This window comes from Bifidobacterium sp. ESL0827, assembly GCF_052606685.1.
On the sequence record NZ_CP199597.1, the window covers coordinates 1,028,011 to 1,045,232 of the forward strand.

Below are 17,222 nucleotides of genomic sequence, written 5' to 3' on the forward strand. Positions count from 1 at the left end.
AAATACCATCGGTATGTTTATTGAAAACAAAAACCACTCACTCGTTGAGCACCCGAATCTTACTAGTAGCCAGAGCCCTCTGGCCTTAAGAGATCTATCGGCTCTAAGAGACCCCTTGATCTCGATTCTTGTCAAATTTCTCTTGCGTGGACTCCCCGCCGGTGGCAGTCAGAGGACTGCTCTTCAGATGCGCATGCAAGTGCACGGCTGCATGAATAACCCGATCATCGATGACCGGCGCCCCTATTCCCTTGAGCATATCGGCCAGCAGGGTGAACTTGGAGACCACCTGGTCTCGAGTCATGGTCGAGAATCGAATCCCTATCCACATGTTGAGCAGGATATAAAGCACCTGGGCCAGATCTTCGGGATTGCAAGGGGCGATAGAACCGTCCTCCATGCCTTCACGGACATAGGGGGTGATCACGTCCACAATCCTGTCCATGGATTTCAGGTACATCTCCCCTACCATTCGGGGACTCTTCAGTAGAGTTCTAGCAGAAAAAGTGACATCGAGACGCGAATAGGCCGACAAGGAGGCAATCAGCTCGTTGCGCAGCTTGTCCAGCCCGGTTTCGCCCGGCCAGTCCCCTAGCCAGTCACCTTGGGATGAGGACGAGGCCATGCGCTCGGTAACTGCGTGGAAAATAGCCGTCTTAGAGGGGAAATGGTAGTAAACCGCTCCCTTGGTCATGCCGCCCAGACCATCGACGATGTCCTGGATGCTGGTTCCGTCGTAACCCTTTTCCAGAAAGAGCCGCTGCGCTACATCGAGGATCTGATTGCGATGTCCTTCAGGATCCTTCGGCGTGCCCATGCAGTACTCCCTTCCCAGTCAGCACAATCAATGCCTGATCATCTTGGCATGACCATCTTTTCTGACAAGAACCTATCATACCACTGGTATGTTCTGCTCGCCCAATCACGAGCATTGATGTCTGGAACCTTAATCCTTCTGCAGTCGACGGATAGCCTCATGCTGGATGGCCACCACCGCCTTGGCATCGGCGACTCCAGCTGCGCAGAGCTCCTGCCAGGAGACCCAGGCAGACTGGATATGCTCGCCTGGGTCGAAGTCGGTGGAGCCCTGGTGCCAGCGACGTAGATGCAGGACTACAATGTGGCCGAGCTCGTCGCTCATGCCTAGGGAGGAGTAGACATCGGGAGCAGCATCGATCCAACCGTCTTCAGGATTCAGATGGCTTTCTGAGGCCGGTGCGCCCTCAGGTCCAGGCACCAGACCAGTCTCCTCACGCAGCTCGCGCAGAGCAGCCTTGGCCGGGCTCTCCCCAGGGTCGATGAAGCCGGCCGGCAGGCCGAATACGTAGGCCTGGGCACCCACCCGGTACTCGCGGGTCAGCAGATAGGCATCAGCAGCGCAGTCGTGCACCAGCATGACCACGCAGGGGTCGTGACAGATGAGCTGTCGGTCGATGGTTTCCTTGGAACCGTCGCGCCGGAACATAGCCACCTGCTGCTGGTCGATAACGAATATCGGGCCGCGGAAGACCTCCCTGTCATCCATCAGCTCGGGAGCGCGGGTCATATCGATGCCCTTAGGTCCCTGTCCATCGCGGCCGTCCAGCCTGGCAGCCAATCGTGCCTGCAGAGCCTGTGCTTCATCGCTCATCAAATCACTCCTCCTCAACCATCAACCCTCAGCTGTCAACGCATCACCATGGTCCAGGGATCTGTGACGATGGATGAGACCTCCACCTGCGGACGAACACCGGTAGCCGTCTCCAAGGCCTTGGCAATGTCTCCCTTGGCGTAGCGGAACCAGAGGCGCTCAATTGCTGAGTGCGGGGTGTTGATCAGCATAGGTTTGGGTTGATTGGGCCGACCGGCCATCCGGGCCTCATAGAGGGCCTGTTGGTAGGCATCCGTGGCAGGATGATGGCGCAAATCGCTGGTGATGTAGACGTCGGCCCCCGTGGACCGGACCAGGTCGAACTCGGAGTCCCCCGAGCCGGGCAGCAGGGCGACTGTGGAGACTATGGCCTCGGACGGACCGACCGCCTGAACACCCAGAGCCGTCCTGGGCAGGAGATCCGCCACCGTATGAACCAAATTATCAAATGGCATGGGCTCCGGAAGCCGACCCCAACGACCCAGGCCTACCTGGATCCCCTGACCGGCGTGCAGATCGCGGTTTGAGACCGGCCGAGGAGCCAGCGGTCTCGCCTCCTGTAGGTCCAGGGCATCAGCAGCCGCCTGGGCCACGCCACGGTAGGCGGCATCAGCGTTGGTATGCCCCACCCAGAGCCCGCAGTGGCCCTCGATCAGCCTGGTTATCATATCCCCGCGGAAGTCAAGGCCGGAAACCTGGTGGACCGATCTGAAGAAAAGCGGATGATGGGTGATCAGCAGGTCGGCCTTGTGGTCCAGAGCCTCCTGAACCACATCAGGCCGAGGATCCACAGCGCACCAGATCCGTCTGACCGGCCAGGACGGATCCCCTACGGCTAGACCCGGATGGTCCCAGTCTTCCGCGTAATCCAGTGGGTAAAGCCCCTCTAGCAGATCCACCACCTGACCCAGGGGCAACGAGGGCCTCTGAACCTCATCCTGTTCATCAGACATGACGATCCCTCCTCGGATCCTTCCGGGCTAGTCCCAGGCCACCCCATGTCAGATCAGTGAGCAGCCAGCTCCCAATCCTGGCCGATGCCGGTGGATACATCCAAGGGCACGGCCAATTCAACGGCATGTTCCATGGAATCCTTGACCAGTTTAGTGGCCTTTTCGGTCTCGCCGGGAGCGATCTCCACCAGCAATTCATCGTGGATCTGCAGGGAGATGCGGCTCTTCAGCCCCTGATCGGACAAGGCACGGCTGGCCTTGATCATGGCGATCTTCATGATGTCGGCAGCTGATCCCTGGATGGGCGCATTCAAAGCGGCCCTCTCGGCAGCCTCGCGGGTGGGACGACGCTTGGAGCGCAGCCCCGGGAAGTAGCGCCGCCGACCGAACATGGTCTCGGTGTAACCCTTCTCACGGGCATCGGCTACCAGGGACTCCAAGTACTCATGGACCTTGCCGAAGGTGGCGAAGTACTTGGCGCGCAGCACATCGGCCGCGGCCGGACTGATCTTGAGCTGCTGGGCCAGGCCGTAGGTGCTCAGTCCATAGGCCAGCCCATAGCTCATGGCCTTCACATGGGAGCGCTGGTCCCCGGTGACTTCCTCCATAGGGATGTCGTAGACCAAGCTGGCCACGTACCGGTGGAAGTCGGCGCCAGACTTGAAGGCATCGATCAGGGCCTGGTCCCCGGAAAGATGGGCCATGATCCGCAGCTCCACCTGGGAGTAGTCCGAGGAAAGCAGCGCCTCGTACCCGCTGCCAGGCACGAAGGCCGAACGGATCTCGCGGCCTCGGGCATCCCGGTTGGGGATGTTTTGCAGGTTGGGATCCACCGAGCTCAGCCGACCAGTGGCGGCCACGGTCTGCTCGTAGGTGGTGTGCAGCCGTCCATCCCGGGGATTGACAGCCTCGCGCAGGGTCTGCACGATCTGCTTGAGCTTGTTGGTCTCCCTGTGCTTGAGCAGCGCGCCCAGGAAGTCGTTGGCCCGCTCGTTGTTGACCGACTTGATGTACAGGTCCTGCAGGACCGAGACGTTGGTCGAATAGGAGCCGGTCTTGGTCCTGTGGGTGGGCACCAGGCCCATATCATCGAAGAGCACCTTACTCAACTGCTTGGGGCTCTGCAGGTTGACACGGCTGCCGGCCTTATCCCAGGCAATTTCCTGAGCCTGGCGGGCCTCAGCGGCGAACCGGTCGTGCATCTCCTTTAGACGGGCATCGTCCACCTTGGCGCCCTCGGTCTCCATCTGCGCCAGGACTGCGGAGGTGGGCAGCTCTATGGTTCGCAGTAGTCCGTATTGATGACGCTCGTCCATAAGCTCCTGCAGACGTTCAGAAACCATCATGACGTACTGCGCCTGACGCAAAATCCGAGTCCCCCGTCGGCGTTCGTCCTCATCCTCTCGCCCGTCCAAAGCCAGGGCTCCCTGGGTGGCCTCAGGCTCCTCCTCTACGGGGATGGCCAGGAAATGGGCGACGGCCTGTTCCAGGTTGTCGGCATGGAAATCAGGCTGGGCCAGGTAGCCTGCCAGCTTGGTGTCAAACAGAGGCAATGGCATGTGCAGCCCCTGGCTCTCCAGTAGATGCAGGTGCTCCTTGTAGCCATGGACCACACAGGTGCCGATCCGCTGGTCTATAAGTTCCTGAATGGCACCGCGCATGTCTACGTCAATATCTTCTGCCATGAGGACCAGACCGTGACCGTCCATAGAGAGAATAGCCAACTCTTCCAGGCCATAGTCGCCATGCTTGGCCCAGCCGATGGCGTGGAGAACCCAGTGCTCCTTCATGGCTTCGCTGCAGCGCATGGCGTTCTGATCGGAATCGCCGATGTCCTTGATTTTGTCCAGGGAATCAGCCATGGCCTTGACGTGGTCCGCCGAGCGCCGACAAAGGGCCTTGTTCGGTAGATGCTTCTCGCACCAGTCTCTCAGCTGGTCGGCGGACTCCGCCTTATCACGCTCAGGCTGGGTGAACTCCTCCTGCTCGTTACTGACGTCGACCAGGGCGGAAGCCGACGAATAGTCGTAATCAGCGACAGTATTGAATCCCCGCAGGATCTTCTTGCGGGTCTGCGGGCCAAACTGCAGCTGCTCAAAGATGGGCAGAACCTGATCCGTATGGATTGTGCCGAAACGCAGATCCTCGACCTTAACGCCCAGATCCAGGTCGCGCACCAGGGCATTGACCTTTCGGTTGAGCCGCACCTGGTCGGCATTATCCGCCAAGGCCTGGCCCTTCTTGCCGCCGATCTCGTCAGCGTGCTCCAGAATGGAATCAAGCGATCCATACTTGTTGATCCACTTGGCGGCATAACCGTCGCCCACGCCCGGCACACCGGGGATGTTGTCGGCTCCCTCGCCGCGCATGGCGGCCAGATCCGGGTACTGCTCCGGGGTCACCTTATAGCGGTCCATGATGGCCTGGGGCGTCATGTGCTTGAGGTTCTTGAAGTGGTGGCCTGGATAGAGCACAGTGATGTCGTCGTCCACCAGCTGGAAAGCATCTCTGTCCCCCGACAGGACTAGGGTCTTGAACCCGGCCTGCTCCCCCATGGCGGCCAGCGTGCCGATGATGTCGTCGCCCTCATAACCCGGCTTTTCGATATAGGTAATACCCAGGCCTTTGAGCAAGTCCTGGATCAGAGGCAGCTGGCTCAGCAGTTCCTTGGGAGCGGCCTCACGGGTGCCCTTGTACTGGGGCAGCATGGCGTTGCGGAAGGTGCCGCCCTTGACGTCAAAGGCCACGCCCATGTGGGTGGGCTTCTCCTTGGCCATGACATCCGCCAGCATGGTGGCAAAGCCCCATACCGCGTTGGTGGGCTGCCCTGTCGAGGTAGTGAAGCTCTCGACGGGAAGGGCATAGAAGGCCCGGAAGGCCAGCGAATGTCCATCGACGACCAGCAGGGTGCGGCCGTCCTTGTCCTGCTTCTTCGTCTGGTCTTCCATAGAAGGACTAACGGTCGTTCTGATTGGCCACGTTGTTGATGACCACGTCGGCCACCTCCTGCATGGTCAGCCTGCGGTCCATGGAGGTCTTCTGGATCCAGCGGAAGGCCTCGGACTCGGTCATGCCCATACTCTCCATGAGCAGACCCTTGGCCCGGTCCACACGCTTGCGGGCTTCGAAACGGGCCTTCATGTCGGTGACTTCGTCCTTCAGGGCGTTGATCTGGTCAAAGCGGGAGATGGCCACCTCAAGGGCCGGCAACAGCTTTTCCGGAGCGAAGGGTTTGACGACGTAGGCCATGGCCCCAGCATCAGCCGCCTTCTCGACCAAGCTCTGCTGGGAGAACGCCGTCAGCATAACCACAGGAGCCAGATTCTCCTTGCCGATCTCAGTGGCGGCGGTAATGCCATCAGTGCCGGGCATCTTCACGTCCATAACGACTACATCGGGCCTCAGCTCGCGAGTCAGATCAATGGCCTCCTGGCCGCTGGCCGCCTGACCTACCACGTCATAGCCGGCATCCTCGAGAGCTTCGACGGTATCGAGCCTGATCAAAGCCTCATCTTCCGCCACAACCACGGTCCGCCCTTCTGGGGAATCGCTGCGGTTCTTACTCTCTGAAGCCACTTTCAACCTCGTTTCCTGAAAGTCCATCCTGGCTTCACCGAAAACCGATGAATGACGGATGGGGTTCGCTTTATCGTGCCCCCGGTGAGACTCGAACTCACACTGCACGGATTTTGAGGCCGTTTCCTCTACCAATTGGGATACGGGGGCTTTTCGTTACCACAGAGAATCTACCATACTTTGGCGACGACGCAAGGTTATCCGTGTTGAATCTGCCTTAGAATGAAGACAGTTATGTATACAGGCACATCAGCAGTCGAAGGAGAGCATGATGACCACTCAGATCTATCGACGGTTCGATCCTTGGCGCACCTCCCCCGTCCAGGAGAAAGCCCGCAAGCAAATTATGGACAGCCACTACTTCAGCGTCGACAGGGTCACCTTTGAATCCAGCGACAATCAGACCTTCGACCGCAGCATCGTCAGCGAGAAGCATGGAGACACCATCGCCGTCCTGGCCATCACCGACGACGGACGGATACCACTGGTCGAGCAGTACCGTCTGCCCACCCACCGCTGGACCCTTGAATTGCCGGCCGGCCATCCGCTCAACGACAAGGAAGCCCCCATCGATGTAGCCACCAGACGACTGCGCGAGGAGGCCGGATACAAGGCCGCCTCCTTCAACCAGTTCGCCAGGTTCATCAACACCCCCAGCTTCTCCACGCAGCACACCACCCTCTTCTATGCCGAGGGCCTGACCCCGGTCCAGCCTGCCAGCCTGGCACCGGAGACCCCCCACCAGAATGTGCGACTCTTCACCGTGGACGAGGCCTACGACATGGTGATCGCAGGAACCATACTGGATGCAAAAACCACCATCGCCATCCTGCGGGCGAAAATCGGACTGTCGGACCTGCACTGAGGCAGGAACCCCCGCATGACGAACCGGTGGCCTCTCCCCTACCTTGGCGGGCGGGGGAAAGACCACCGGTTTCTTGCTCTATCAATACCGAATGAACCTGACGGCCACCCGCCTGGCTGACTCAGTCGACAGCCAGGCGGCATGCCGGAGAATCAGTCGTTGGCGCCAACCGTGTGCACGTAGATGCAGTCGGTGTTTCCTGGCTCATACTCGCCCTGGGCGCTGCTCAGCACCACCAGGCAATCGCCGTCGGAGACCTTGTCCTGCTTCTTCAGAGTGGCGTCCACGAAGGCCATGAGGCCTGCACGGTTGAAGTCGTGGTAATCCTGCTCGCACATGAATGCCTCGGTGCCCCAGCTCAGTGCCAGCCAATGATAAGTGTGCTCATCGGTGGTCAGCGCATAGATGGGGGCGGCCGGACGCTCACGGGAGACGCGGTGCACGGTGTTGCCTGTCTGAGTGAAGGCCACGATGGCCTTGGCATTGATCTTGTCGGCCAGGTCCACAGCGGCGGAGGAGACGGCACCGGAGTTGGACATGTCCAGGTTGTGCATATCCGGGATGCGGTCGAAACCGTGGGTGGTGGCGTACTCGGAGATCCGGGCCATGGTGGAGACCGTGGTGTCGGGGTAGTCGCCCACGGCGGTCTCGTTGGAGGTCATGGTGGCGTCGGCGCCGTCCAGCACGGCGTTGGCGCAGTCGGAGGCCTCGGCACGGCTGGGGATGGGCGAATGAACCATGGAGCCCAGGACCTCGGTGGCGACGATGACCGGCTTGGCGTACTGACGGGCCAGCTCGATGCAACGCTTGGTCACCAGGGGGACCTGCTCGAAGGGCATCTCCACGGCCATGTCACCGCGGGCAACCATGATGCCGTCGAAGGCCTTGACGATCTCCTCCAGGTTCTCAACGGCCTGGGGCTTCTCGATCTTGGCCACGATGGGGATGCGGCGACCCTCCTCGTCCATGATCTCATGGGCGCGATCGATGTCGGTGGCGAAACGGACGAAGGACATGGCGATGATGTCGGCACCGGTGCGGATGCCCCAGCGCAGGTCCTCCTCGTCCTTGGGGGTGAGTGCCGGCAGGCTCACGGCCACACCGGGCAGGTTGATGCCCTTGTGGGAGGAGACCGGGCCGGCCACGACCACCTTGGTGTGGACATGGTTGCCCTCGACCTTGGTGACCTCCAGACGGACCTTGCCGTCATCGATCAGGATGGGATCGCCGGGGTGGCAGTCCCCGGGCAGACCCTTGAAGGTGGTGGAGGTCATGTGCTCGTCACCCTCGACATCGTCGGTGGTGATGGTGAACTCCTGGCCCTCCTTGAGGATGACCTTGTCTTCGCCCTGCTCGTTCTTCTTGAACCAACCGCAACGAATCTTGGGACCCTGCAGATCGACCAGGGCCGCCACGTTGCGCCCAGTCTCCTTGCTGGCCTGACGCACGTTGTTGTAAACCTTGAGGTGATCTTCGGGGGTGCCATGGGACCGGTTGAGCCTGGCCACATCCATGCCGGCCTTGACCAGCTTGGTAATGTTCTCAAGCGACTCCGAAGCCGGCCCGATGGTATCGACGATCTTGGCTTTGCGCATATGCTACCTGCCTGTTCTTTTTCTTGCTTACCTTTCCATTGTACAGACTCAGGCTGCTGTGGACCAGTATTTCCCGTTAGCGCTAACAACCCTTGTGGCTTAATGGTTTCCTTACTGCTTTACTCCCTGTGGATCGGTTTGGGAGGACTGATGGCGGCTTTTAAGCACTGAAGCCAGGGCCGCGGTGCCCACGGCCAGAACGATGACCAGCAGGGAGGCCCAGGTCGGTATCTCCGGCACGGCAGTCAGGGGCTGTCCGCCGTTGATGAAGGGCAGCGTGTTGCCGTGCAGAGCCTCCATGATCAGCTTGACCCCGATGAAGGCCAGGACCACAGCCAGCCCCAGGGGCAGATACTCCAGCTTGTCCAGCAGGGACCCCAACAGGAAGTAAAGCTGCTGAAGGCCCAGCAGGGCGAAGACGTTGGAGGTGAAGACGATGAAGGGGTCCTTGGTCAGTCCGAAGATGGCCGGAATGGAGTCAAAGGCGAACATGACATCGGTGGTGCCGATGGCCAGGAAGACCACCAGCATGGGCGTGAAGTAGCGCTTGCCCTCGAAGGTGGTCCGCAGGTGCTCACCGTCATAGTGGCTGGTGATGGGGATGACCCGGCGCAGGACCCTGATAAGCCCGTTCTCGTGGTACTCCTCCTGCTTGCCTCGGCTGGAGACCATGTTCCAGGCGGTGTAGAGCAGGAAGAAGCCGAAGATGAAGAAGATCCAGGTGAAGCGGGTGATCAGCGCCGTTCCGGCCAGGATGAAGACGCCGCGCAGCAGCAGCGCGATGGTGATGCCGACGCTGAGCACATAACGCTGAAGCCGCAGGGGCACGGCGAAATTGCCCATGATGATGACGAAAACAAAGAGGTTGTCGATGCTGAGCGAGTACTCGGTCAGCCAGCCCGAGTAGAACTCGATGGCCGGCTTGGATCCGGCCACCTTCCAGATCAGTGCCCCGAAAATCAAGGCCATGACCACGAAGAAGCCGATGTGCCTCACGCATTCGCCGGTCGAGGGCACATGTGGCCGCCGCCCGATCACCAGAAGATCAACCACGAAGAAAACGGCCAGCACAACCAGGCTCACAACCATGAACGGCAGAGGTGTCTCGGACATATCACCTGACTCTAGCGGCAAGATATGACGTGCTCATCTGCCCCTCTGCATGTCAGAACATCCTCACAGAGAGCGGTCAGCGGATCGGGCCTGTGATGCTCTTGGCATCACAGGCCCTAAGCATGGCCGGGGCAGGCCACTGGTCAAGAGCTCCGGACCAAGGAGCAAACTTACTTTTTGGCCTCGGTCATCTGTCTCAGCTCCTTCTTCAGATCCTTGATTTCGTCGCGCAGGCGGGCTGCGAGCTCGAACTGCAGCTGTTGCGCAGCCGTGTGCATCTGGTCGCTCAGCTGACGGATCAGGTCGGCGAGGTCCTGCGCCGGCAGACCGGCCTGGAGGATCTCCTGATGCCGCTTGTCGGCCTCCTCCTTGTCGTAGAGGGGCACGCCCAGGTGGGAATTGCCGGCCTTGTTGGCGTTGCGGTAGCCGCCCGCCAGCAGGGTCTGTGTGTCCACATCCTCCTTGGCCAGCATGTCGTTGACGTCGCTGATCTTCTTGATCAACGGCTTGGGATCCACGCCGTGTTCCTTGTTGTAGGCGATCTGCTTGGCTCGGCGACGGTTGGTCTCGCTGATGGCTTTGTCCATGGAGTCAGTGACCTCGTCGGCGTACATGATGACCTTGCCGGACACATTTCTGGCGGCACGGCCGATGGTCTGGATCAGTGAGCGATAGGAGCGCAGGAAGCCCTCCTTGTCCGCATCCAGAATGGCCACCAGGGAGACCTCGGGCAGGTCTAGCCCCTCACGCAAGAGGTTGATGCCCACGATGACGTCGATCTTGCCCTCGCGCAGTTCGCGTAGGAGTTCCACCCTCCTCAGGGTGTCTACGTCAGAGTGCAGGTATTCCACCTTGATGTCGCGCTCAAGCAGATAGTCGGTCAGGTCCTCGGCCATCTTCTTGGTCAGCGTGGTCACCAAGACCCGCTCATGACGATCCACCCGGGTCTTGATCTCGTCCAGAAGGTCGTCCACCTGGCCCTTGACAGGCCTTACCTCCACCTCGGGATCCAGCAGACCGGTGGGCCGTATGACCTGCTCTACTACCCCGTCAGACAGGCCCATCTCATAGTCGCCCGGTGTTGCTGACAAGTAGACGGTCTGGCCCACCTTGTCCAGAAACTCGGGCCACTTCAGCGGGCGGTTGTCCATAGCCGAGGGCAGACGGAAGCCGTGCTCCACCAGGGTCCGCTTGCGGCTGGCATCCCCCTCATACATGGCTCCGATCTGGGGGACGGTCACATGGGACTCATCAATGACCAGCAGGAAGTCGTCAGGAAAGAAGTCCAGCAGGGTGTGGGGAGGTGTCCCAGGTTCGCGCCCGTCGAAGTGACGGGAGTAGTTCTCCACTCCGGAGCAAGTGCCGATCTGGGTGAGCATCTCCAGGTCGTAGGTGGTGCGCATGGTCAGCCTCTGGGCCTCCAGCTCCTTGCCCTGCTTGCGCAGCTGGCCCACACGCCAGTCCAGCTCCTCCTTGATGGTCTTCAGGGCGCGCTCCATCCGCTCGGGACCGGCCACATAGTGGGATGCGGGGAAGATGTGCACGGAGCTCTCATGGGCAATCTCGTCCCCGGTCAGCGGGTGCAGAGTGGAGATGCGATCGATCTCGTCACCAAAGAATTCGATGCGGACGGCCAGCTCCTCATAGACGGGGATGATCTCGACCGTGTCGCCGCGCACGCGGAAGGTACCTCGGGTGAAGGCGATGTCGTTGCGCTTGTACTGCATGTCCACGAACTTGCGCAGTAGGTCATCCCGGTTGATCCGGTCCCCCTCGTGCAGGAAGAGCATGCGTCCGGCATACTCCTCGGGCGTGCCCAAGCCGTAGATGCAGGAGACGGTAGCCACCACCACGCAGTCGCGCCTGGTCAGCAGGTTGGCCGTGGCGGCGTGCCGGAGCCGCTCCACGTCGTCGTTGATGTTCGAGTCCTTCTCGATATAGGTATCCGTCTGGGGGATGTAGGCCTCAGGCTGGTAGTAGTCGTAATAGGAGACGAAATAGGAGACCGCATTGTCGGGCATGAGCTCCCTGAACTCGGCGCAGAGCTGGGCTGCCAGGGTCTTGTTGGGCTCCAGAATCAGAGTGGGCCGCTGCAGACGCTCGATCAGCCAGGCTGTGGTCGCGGTCTTGCCGGTGCCGGTGGCGCCCATGAGCACCACATCGTTCTCGCCATTCTCGATCCGCGTAGCCAGCTCCTCAATGGCCTCTGGCTGGTCGCCGGAGGGCTTGTAGGGAGACTTGACCACGAAGGGCTTATTGGTCCGCTCAATGTTGAACCCCATGAAACTCCCTTCCAGGATGCGTCATTCGCCAAGGCCGTCAGTCACGGTGCGAGGATCCCTTGGCCAAGGCCTTCAATTCTTTATATATTCTATCAACAGACTCGAACATTTGTTCGATAGGCTGGGACCCGTTCACCAGCAGGTCGGCCTGAGCGCGTCGCGCACTGCTGTTGGCCTGAGAGCCGATGCGCTCAACAGCCTGACTCGTGGTCATATGCCGCTGATTCACCATGCGCGTAATCCTCACCTGGCTGGGGGCCTCTACCAGCAGAACCTTGTTGAAATGAAAAGGAATGGCAGAGCGCACCTCGGTCAGCAAAGGCACCTCATGGACCACCACCTCGGAACCTTCCAGCCAGGGCTGCTCGGCCTTGGCGGCCAGGTCATAGACCAGCGGATGAATGATCTCGTCCAGGTCCTTGCGGTCCCAGTCAGCCGTCGGCCCTCCGAAGACCCGTGCAGCCAGGGCTGACCTGTCCACTCCCCCATGGCCGTCCCCGCAGTCTGCTCCGAATCGCTCCAGGACCGGCCCGACACCAGGTCCGCCCGGAGCGATGACCTCATGGGAGAGCCTGTCGTAGTCGATGACCCTGGCCCCGTCCTGAGCCAGCCGAGCCGCCACCGTGCTCTTGCCGGCCGCTATCCCGCCGGTCAATCCCACACGTATCATCCCGACCTCCCACATATACCCACATATACCTTATGGCGGCAGATACAAATGGAGGGGCCCGACCGAGGCCGGACCCCTCCATTCACTACTTAATGCTCACTTCTTTTCCTTGAGCAGCTGCTCGCGCAGGGCGGCCAGCTGGTCGTCGGAGGCCAAGGTGCCCTCGGAGCTGGACTCCGAGCTGTAGTTGGTAGTCTCCTCGGAGCTCTGACGGTGGGAGTGAGAACCGGCGGCAGGCGCCTGGGAGGACCGGCTGTCCTCGGCGGCCGAAGCCTCGGCGTTCTCCAGCTCCTTGGCCACGAAGGCCTTGTGCTGCTCCCAGAGGTCGTGGGCAGCCGCATACTGGGACTCCCACTCCTCCCGCTGCTTCTCGTAGCCGGCGATCCACTCGTTGGTCTCGGGGTCGAAGCCCTCGGGGTACTTGTAGTTGCCGTCCTCGTCGTACTCGGCAGGCATGCCGTAGATGGCCGGATCGAAGTCCTCGGAGGTCGGATCGACGGAGTCATCGGCCTGCTTGAGGGACAGGGAGATACGGCGGCGATCCAGGTCGACGTCGATGACCTTGACGAAGATCTCCTCGCCCTGCTTGACGACGGTCTCGGGGTTCTCCACGTGGCGGTTGGCCAGCTCGGAGATGTGGACCAGGCCCTCGATACCGTCCTCGACGGAGACGAAGACGCCGAACTGCACAATCTTGGTGACCTTGCCCTTGACGATCTGTCCGGGCACATGGGTCCGGGCAAAGCGCTGCCAAGGATCTTCCTGGGTGGCCTTGAGGGACAGCGAGATGCGCTCGCGGTCCATATCGACATCCAGCACCTCGACGGTGACCTTGTCGCCCACCTTGACAACCTCACTGGGGTGATCGATGTGCTTCCAGGAGAGCTCGGAGACGTGGATCAGGCCGTCCACACCGCCCAGGTCGACGAAGGCGCCGAAGTTGACGATGGAGCTGACCGTGCCCTCGCGGATCTGGCCCTTCTTGAGCTGGGCCATGAAGGTCTCGCGCACCTCGGACTGGGTCTCCTCCAGGTACTGGCGGCGGGAGAGGACCACGTTGTTGCGGTTCTTGTCCAGCTCCAGGATCTTGGCCTTGATCTTCTGCCCGATGTAGGGAGACAGGTCGCGCACGCGACGCATCTCGACCAAGGATGCGGGCAGGAAGCCACGCAGGCCGATGTCAACGATGAGTCCGCCCTTGACGGCCTCGATGACGGTGCCCTCGACGACCCCGTCAGCCTCCTTGATCTTCTCGATGTCGCCCCAGGCACGCTCGTACTGAGCACGCTTCTTGGACAGGATCAGACGACCTTCCTTGTCCTCCTTGGTGACGACCAGAGCCTCGATGGTGTCACCGACCTGGACCACGTCGTCGGGATCGACATCCTTCTTGATGGAAAGCTCGCGGGAGGGAATCACACCCTCGGTCTTGTAGCCGATGTCCAGCAGAACCTCGTCATGGTCGATCTTAACGACCGTCCCCTCGACCAGATCCCCATCGTCGAAGTTCTTGATGGTGGAATCGACTGCCTTGATGAAGTCTTCCTCGGATCCGATGTCATTGACTGCGACCTGGGGGACTTCCTTCTTGTTCTCTGCCATTAATTAAATTGTTTCTTGTATAGTTGGTGGATATTTTTTTCCGTATTGAGTTATGCGTTCCCGCCGGCGGGCGCGAACATTCTCCATGATAGGAGACACCACGGTCATTGTCGCCGGGGAGCCTCGGGCGTGTCGCAGGCAGGGATTCCGGCGGCCCGCTCAGCGGATTCGACCACGTTGACCAGGAGCATGGCCCGGGTCATGGGTCCCACCCCGCCGGGGTTGGGCGTATAGGCGGCTGCAGACAGCCTGGCGGCCGGATCAATGTCGCCCTTGATCCGCCAACGCCCCTCCTGCTGATCCCGGATTCGCGAGACGCCCACATCCACCAGGACGGCACCCTGGCGAACCTGGTCCGGGCTAACCAGCCCGGCCTGACCCACAGCTGCGATGATCACGTCAGCCCTGCGCAGGTGGGCATCGATATCCCTGGTGCGGGTATGGCAGAGGGTCACTGTGGCATCCACCCCACGGTTGGTCAGGAGCAGCCCGATGGTGCGGCCCACGGTCAATCCTCGGCCCAGCACACAGACCTCCTTGCCGGCCAGGTCAATCCCGTGATGGTCCAGCAGATACAGGATCCCCCGCGGTGTGCAGGGCAGAGGGGTCCGCACCCCGCCGTCGGTATGCAGGACCAGCTGGCCCAGGTTGTATGGATGCATGCCGTCGGCGTCCTTGGCCGGATCGATACGATCGATGATCTCCGTGGTATCCACGCCCTCGGGCAGGGGCAGCTGGACGATGTAGCCGGTGCAGTCAGGGTCCTGGTTGAGCTGATCCACCGCAGCGAGAATCCGCTCCTTGCCGGCGTCGGCGGGCAGATCGATCCTGATCGACCGGATGCCCACCTGGCTGCAGTCACGATGCTTGCCCTCCACATACTTGAGCGAGCCAGGGTCCTCCCCCACAAGAATGGTCCCCAGGCCAGGAGTGCGTCCCATGGCCGTCAGCCTCGCCACGCGAGCGCGCAGGTCCTCCTTGAGTTCCGCAGCCGCCGCCTTGCCGTCCAGTTTCACTGCAGTCAATACATCTCCATCATCCAAGCGGGCGCAAACCCTTGTCGAAGCCGTCTGAGCCAGACTAGCGCAGATTCCTCCCCGACCGGAAGCATCGTCCAAGAGCCGGTACGGAAGACTTGGCGATGAAGTTGCGCGCTGTCCTCTCCCCAGCGATAATGAGAATCATGCTCAATAAGAGCAGGATCACCAATTGGGATGCCTGCGGGAAGGACGCCATGGACAAGGACACGGATAGAACATCCACGCAGGCCTGCATCGTCTTCGACCATGCCGCCATCCGGCGATCCGGGCGGCTGATCTGGTCGGAGGGGACCTTCACCATCCCATCGGGAACCGTGACCGCCATCGTGGGCACCAACGGCACCGGCAAGACCAGCATGATGCAGGCCGAGCTGGGTCTGCTCCCCCTGGATGCCGGCAGTCTGCAGGTCCTGGGGCAGCCGGCCGGCCAGGCCAACGACCGCATCGGCTACGTACCCCAGAGCTACACCTCGGATATCGACTCCAACCTTACGGCCGAGCAATCCGTTCTGCTGGGGCTGACCGGCACCCGGTTCGGCATTCACCCCGTCACCAGGCAGGACCGCGAGCGCGCTAGAAAGGCCATGTGCTTCGTCGGCGTGGAGGATAGGGCCCACCTGCGCCTCTCCCAGCTCTCCGGCGGCCTGCGCCAGCGGGTGGCCATCGCCCAGGCCCTGGTCTGTGATCCTGATCTGCTCATGCTTGATGAGCCCTTGGCCAATCTGGACTTGGCCGGTCAACGCGCCACCGTCCATCTGCTGGCACAGCTCAACAGCCGTCTGGGCATGACCATCCAGGTGGTGGCCCATGATCTGAACATGCTGCTACCTGTACTGACCGGGGCAGTCTACCTGCTGGACGGGCACCCCCACTACGCCCGCATGGACGACGTGCTGGACTCGGACCTGCTCACCCACCTCTACGGCACCAAGGTGGAGGTGGTCACCACTCCCCAGGGGGACATATTCGTGGCCCCCGACATGGATGAGCCGATCGGACCCGTCCACAATCGCTATCAACCCAGCCAGGTGGCCCGCCTACACGGGACGGACCGGGAAAGGACCTCATGACCACACCAGTCTTCGACTCCCATTGGATGGAGATCCTCGCCGCCCCCTTCATGCGCAACGCCATGGTTGCTGGACTGTGCATCGCCATGGCCGCCGGAGCCATGGGCTACTTCACCATCGCCAGGCACTCCACCTTCGCCGCCCATGCCCTGGCCCACATCGGCCTGCCCGGCGCCACGGGGGCCGTCCTGCTGGGGCTGCCGGTCTCTGCCGGCATGGGGCTGTTCGCCCTGGGCGGGGCGCTGGTCATCGGAGCCCTGGGCAAGCGGGCCTCCCAGAGGGAGATCGCCACGGGCACGGTCCTGGCCTTCGCCACCGGTCTGGGGCTCTTCTTCGCCAGGATGTCCAGTTCGGCCTCCCAGCAGATGCAGGCCATCCTCTTCGGATCCATCCTGACCATCACCCGAGGGCAGGTCATCGGCTTCATAATCTTCGATGCAATCCTGCTGATCCTGCTGGCCCTGATCTACCGGCCCCTGCTCTTCAGCTCCCTGGATGAGCAGGTGGCCCAGGCCCGTGGCGTGCCCATCGGGCTGATGAACCTGACCTTCATGGCCATCATGGCGGGGGTCATCACCATCGCCGTGCCGGCGGTGGGGACCCTGCTCATCTTCGCCCTGGTCGTCACCCCGGCGGCCACGGCCAACATCCTGGTGGCCTCTCCCCTGCGGGCCATGCTCCTGTCGGGACTGATCTGCCTGGCTTCCATCTGGGGAGGCCTGGTGATTTCGGCCATGGTGCCAGCCCCTCCAAGCTTCGTCATCGTGACCCTGTCCACTCTCTTCTGGGCTCTGGCCAAGGGGTGGGCGGCCCTGCGCGCCTGATG

The 17,222-nt window shown here is 61.4% G+C and carries 14 protein-coding genes and 1 tRNA gene; 3 read left to right on the top strand and 12 right to left on the bottom strand.

Going from position 1 to position 17,222, the window contains the following annotated elements; all coding sequences use genetic code 11:
* Positions 1 to 103: 103 nt before the first annotated feature.
* The 6 genes from ACUIAI_RS04060 to ACUIAI_RS04085 form a co-directional block, all read right to left on the bottom strand.
* The gene (locus ACUIAI_RS04060) at positions 104 to 817 is read right to left on the bottom strand and encodes a TetR/AcrR family transcriptional regulator (RefSeq protein WP_445342733.1); all 714 of its coding nucleotides are present in this window, start codon (positions 815 to 817) and stop codon (positions 104 to 106) included.
* Positions 818 to 946: 129 nt separating this feature from the next.
* Positions 947 to 1,630, bottom strand: coding sequence for an NUDIX hydrolase (locus tag ACUIAI_RS04065; RefSeq protein ID WP_445342734.1), 684 nt, complete (start codon positions 1,628 to 1,630; stop codon positions 947 to 949).
* 35 nt (positions 1,631 to 1,665) lie between these two features.
* A complete protein-coding gene (locus tag ACUIAI_RS04070; RefSeq protein WP_445342735.1) occupies positions 1,666 to 2,583 on the bottom strand; it encodes a Nif3-like dinuclear metal center hexameric protein in 918 nt (305 codons plus the stop codon).
* A gap of 53 nt (positions 2,584 to 2,636) precedes the next feature.
* Complete coding sequence (gene polA, locus ACUIAI_RS04075; protein WP_445342736.1) at positions 2,637 to 5,531, bottom strand: DNA polymerase I; 2,895 nt, start codon at positions 5,529 to 5,531, stop codon at positions 2,637 to 2,639.
* Positions 5,532 to 5,538: 7 nt separating this feature from the next.
* The gene (locus tag ACUIAI_RS04080; RefSeq protein WP_015021953.1) at positions 5,539 to 6,186 is read right to left on the bottom strand and encodes an ANTAR domain-containing response regulator; all 648 of its coding nucleotides are present in this window, start codon (positions 6,184 to 6,186) and stop codon (positions 5,539 to 5,541) included.
* 49 nt (positions 6,187 to 6,235) lie between these two features.
* A tRNA-Leu gene (locus ACUIAI_RS04085) sits at positions 6,236 to 6,309 on the bottom strand.
* A 121-nt stretch (positions 6,310 to 6,430) separates the two neighbouring features.
* Between ACUIAI_RS04085 and ACUIAI_RS04090 the strand changes: the two genes are divergently transcribed.
* Entirely contained in the window at positions 6,431 to 7,024 is a 594-nt protein-coding gene (locus ACUIAI_RS04090; protein ID WP_024627356.1) for an NUDIX domain-containing protein, read from the top strand.
* Between the two features lie 152 nt (positions 7,025 to 7,176).
* On the opposite strand, the gene pyk is transcribed toward ACUIAI_RS04090, so the two are convergent.
* The 6 genes from pyk to ACUIAI_RS04120 all read right to left on the bottom strand — a co-directional run bounded on the left by pyk (position 7,177) and on the right by ACUIAI_RS04120 (position 15,311).
* Complete coding sequence (pyk, locus tag ACUIAI_RS04095) at positions 7,177 to 8,619, bottom strand: pyruvate kinase (protein WP_445342737.1); 1,443 nt, start codon at positions 8,617 to 8,619, stop codon at positions 7,177 to 7,179.
* A 111-nt stretch (positions 8,620 to 8,730) separates the two neighbouring features.
* On the bottom strand, positions 8,731 to 9,732 hold the full coding sequence (locus ACUIAI_RS04100) for a TerC/Alx family metal homeostasis membrane protein (RefSeq protein WP_445342738.1): 1,002 nt from the start codon (positions 9,730 to 9,732) through the stop codon (positions 8,731 to 8,733).
* A gap of 170 nt (positions 9,733 to 9,902) precedes the next feature.
* A complete protein-coding gene (uvrB, locus tag ACUIAI_RS04105; RefSeq protein WP_445342739.1) occupies positions 9,903 to 12,014 on the bottom strand; it encodes an excinuclease ABC subunit UvrB in 2,112 nt (703 codons plus the stop codon).
* 37 nt (positions 12,015 to 12,051) lie between these two features.
* Complete coding sequence (gene coaE, locus ACUIAI_RS04110) at positions 12,052 to 12,699, bottom strand: dephospho-CoA kinase (RefSeq protein WP_445342740.1); 648 nt, start codon at positions 12,697 to 12,699, stop codon at positions 12,052 to 12,054.
* Between the two features lie 81 nt (positions 12,700 to 12,780).
* Positions 12,781 to 14,286, bottom strand: coding sequence for a 30S ribosomal protein S1 (gene rpsA / locus ACUIAI_RS04115; protein WP_110413025.1), 1,506 nt, complete (start codon positions 14,284 to 14,286; stop codon positions 12,781 to 12,783).
* Between the two features lie 104 nt (positions 14,287 to 14,390).
* Entirely contained in the window at positions 14,391 to 15,311 is a 921-nt protein-coding gene (locus ACUIAI_RS04120) for a bifunctional methylenetetrahydrofolate dehydrogenase/methenyltetrahydrofolate cyclohydrolase (protein ID WP_445342741.1), read from the bottom strand.
* A gap of 209 nt (positions 15,312 to 15,520) precedes the next feature.
* On the opposite strand from ACUIAI_RS04120, the gene ACUIAI_RS04125 reads away from it, so the two are divergent.
* Both ACUIAI_RS04125 and ACUIAI_RS04130 read left to right on the top strand, forming a co-directional pair.
* Positions 15,521 to 16,396: an ABC transporter ATP-binding protein gene (locus ACUIAI_RS04125; RefSeq protein ID WP_445342811.1), complete on the top strand. Its 876-nt coding sequence runs from the start codon at positions 15,521 to 15,523 to the stop codon at positions 16,394 to 16,396.
* Positions 16,393 to 17,220 (top strand): metal ABC transporter permease, encoded by an 828-nt coding sequence (locus ACUIAI_RS04130; protein WP_445342742.1) that lies wholly within the window; start codon positions 16,393 to 16,395, stop codon positions 17,218 to 17,220. The genes ACUIAI_RS04125 and ACUIAI_RS04130 overlap by 4 nt, the downstream gene beginning before the upstream one ends.
* The last annotated feature ends 2 nt before the right edge of the window (positions 17,221 to 17,222 follow it).

Coding starts and splice junctions, on each gene's coding strand:
- ACUIAI_RS04060 (WP_445342733.1), bottom strand. CDS start 817: ATGGGCACGCCGAAGGATCCTGAAGGACATCGCAATCAGATCCTCGAT.
- ACUIAI_RS04065 (WP_445342734.1), bottom strand. CDS start 1,630: ATGAGCGATGAAGCACAGGCTCTGCAGGCACGATTGGCTGCCAGGCTG.
- ACUIAI_RS04070 (WP_445342735.1), bottom strand. CDS start 2,583: ATGTCTGATGAACAGGATGAGGTTCAGAGGCCCTCGTTGCCCCTGGGT.
- polA (WP_445342736.1), bottom strand. CDS start 5,531: ATGGAAGACCAGACGAAGAAGCAGGACAAGGACGGCCGCACCCTGCTG.
- ACUIAI_RS04080 (WP_015021953.1), bottom strand. CDS start 6,186: ATGGACTTTCAGGAAACGAGGTTGAAAGTGGCTTCAGAGAGTAAGAAC.
- ACUIAI_RS04090 (WP_024627356.1), top strand. CDS start 6,431: ATGACCACTCAGATCTATCGACGGTTCGATCCTTGGCGCACCTCCCCC.
- pyk (WP_445342737.1), bottom strand. CDS start 8,619: ATGCGCAAAGCCAAGATCGTCGATACCATCGGGCCGGCTTCGGAGTCG.
- ACUIAI_RS04100 (WP_445342738.1), bottom strand. CDS start 9,732: ATGTCCGAGACACCTCTGCCGTTCATGGTTGTGAGCCTGGTTGTGCTG.
- uvrB (WP_445342739.1), bottom strand. CDS start 12,014: ATGGGGTTCAACATTGAGCGGACCAATAAGCCCTTCGTGGTCAAGTCT.
- coaE (WP_445342740.1), bottom strand. CDS start 12,699: ATGTGGGAGGTCGGGATGATACGTGTGGGATTGACCGGCGGGATAGCG.
- rpsA (WP_110413025.1), bottom strand. CDS start 14,286: ATGGCAGAGAACAAGAAGGAAGTCCCCCAGGTCGCAGTCAATGACATC.
- ACUIAI_RS04125 (WP_445342811.1), top strand. CDS start 15,521: ATGGACAAGGACACGGATAGAACATCCACGCAGGCCTGCATCGTCTTC.
- ACUIAI_RS04130 (WP_445342742.1), top strand. CDS start 16,393: ATGACCACACCAGTCTTCGACTCCCATTGGATGGAGATCCTCGCCGCC.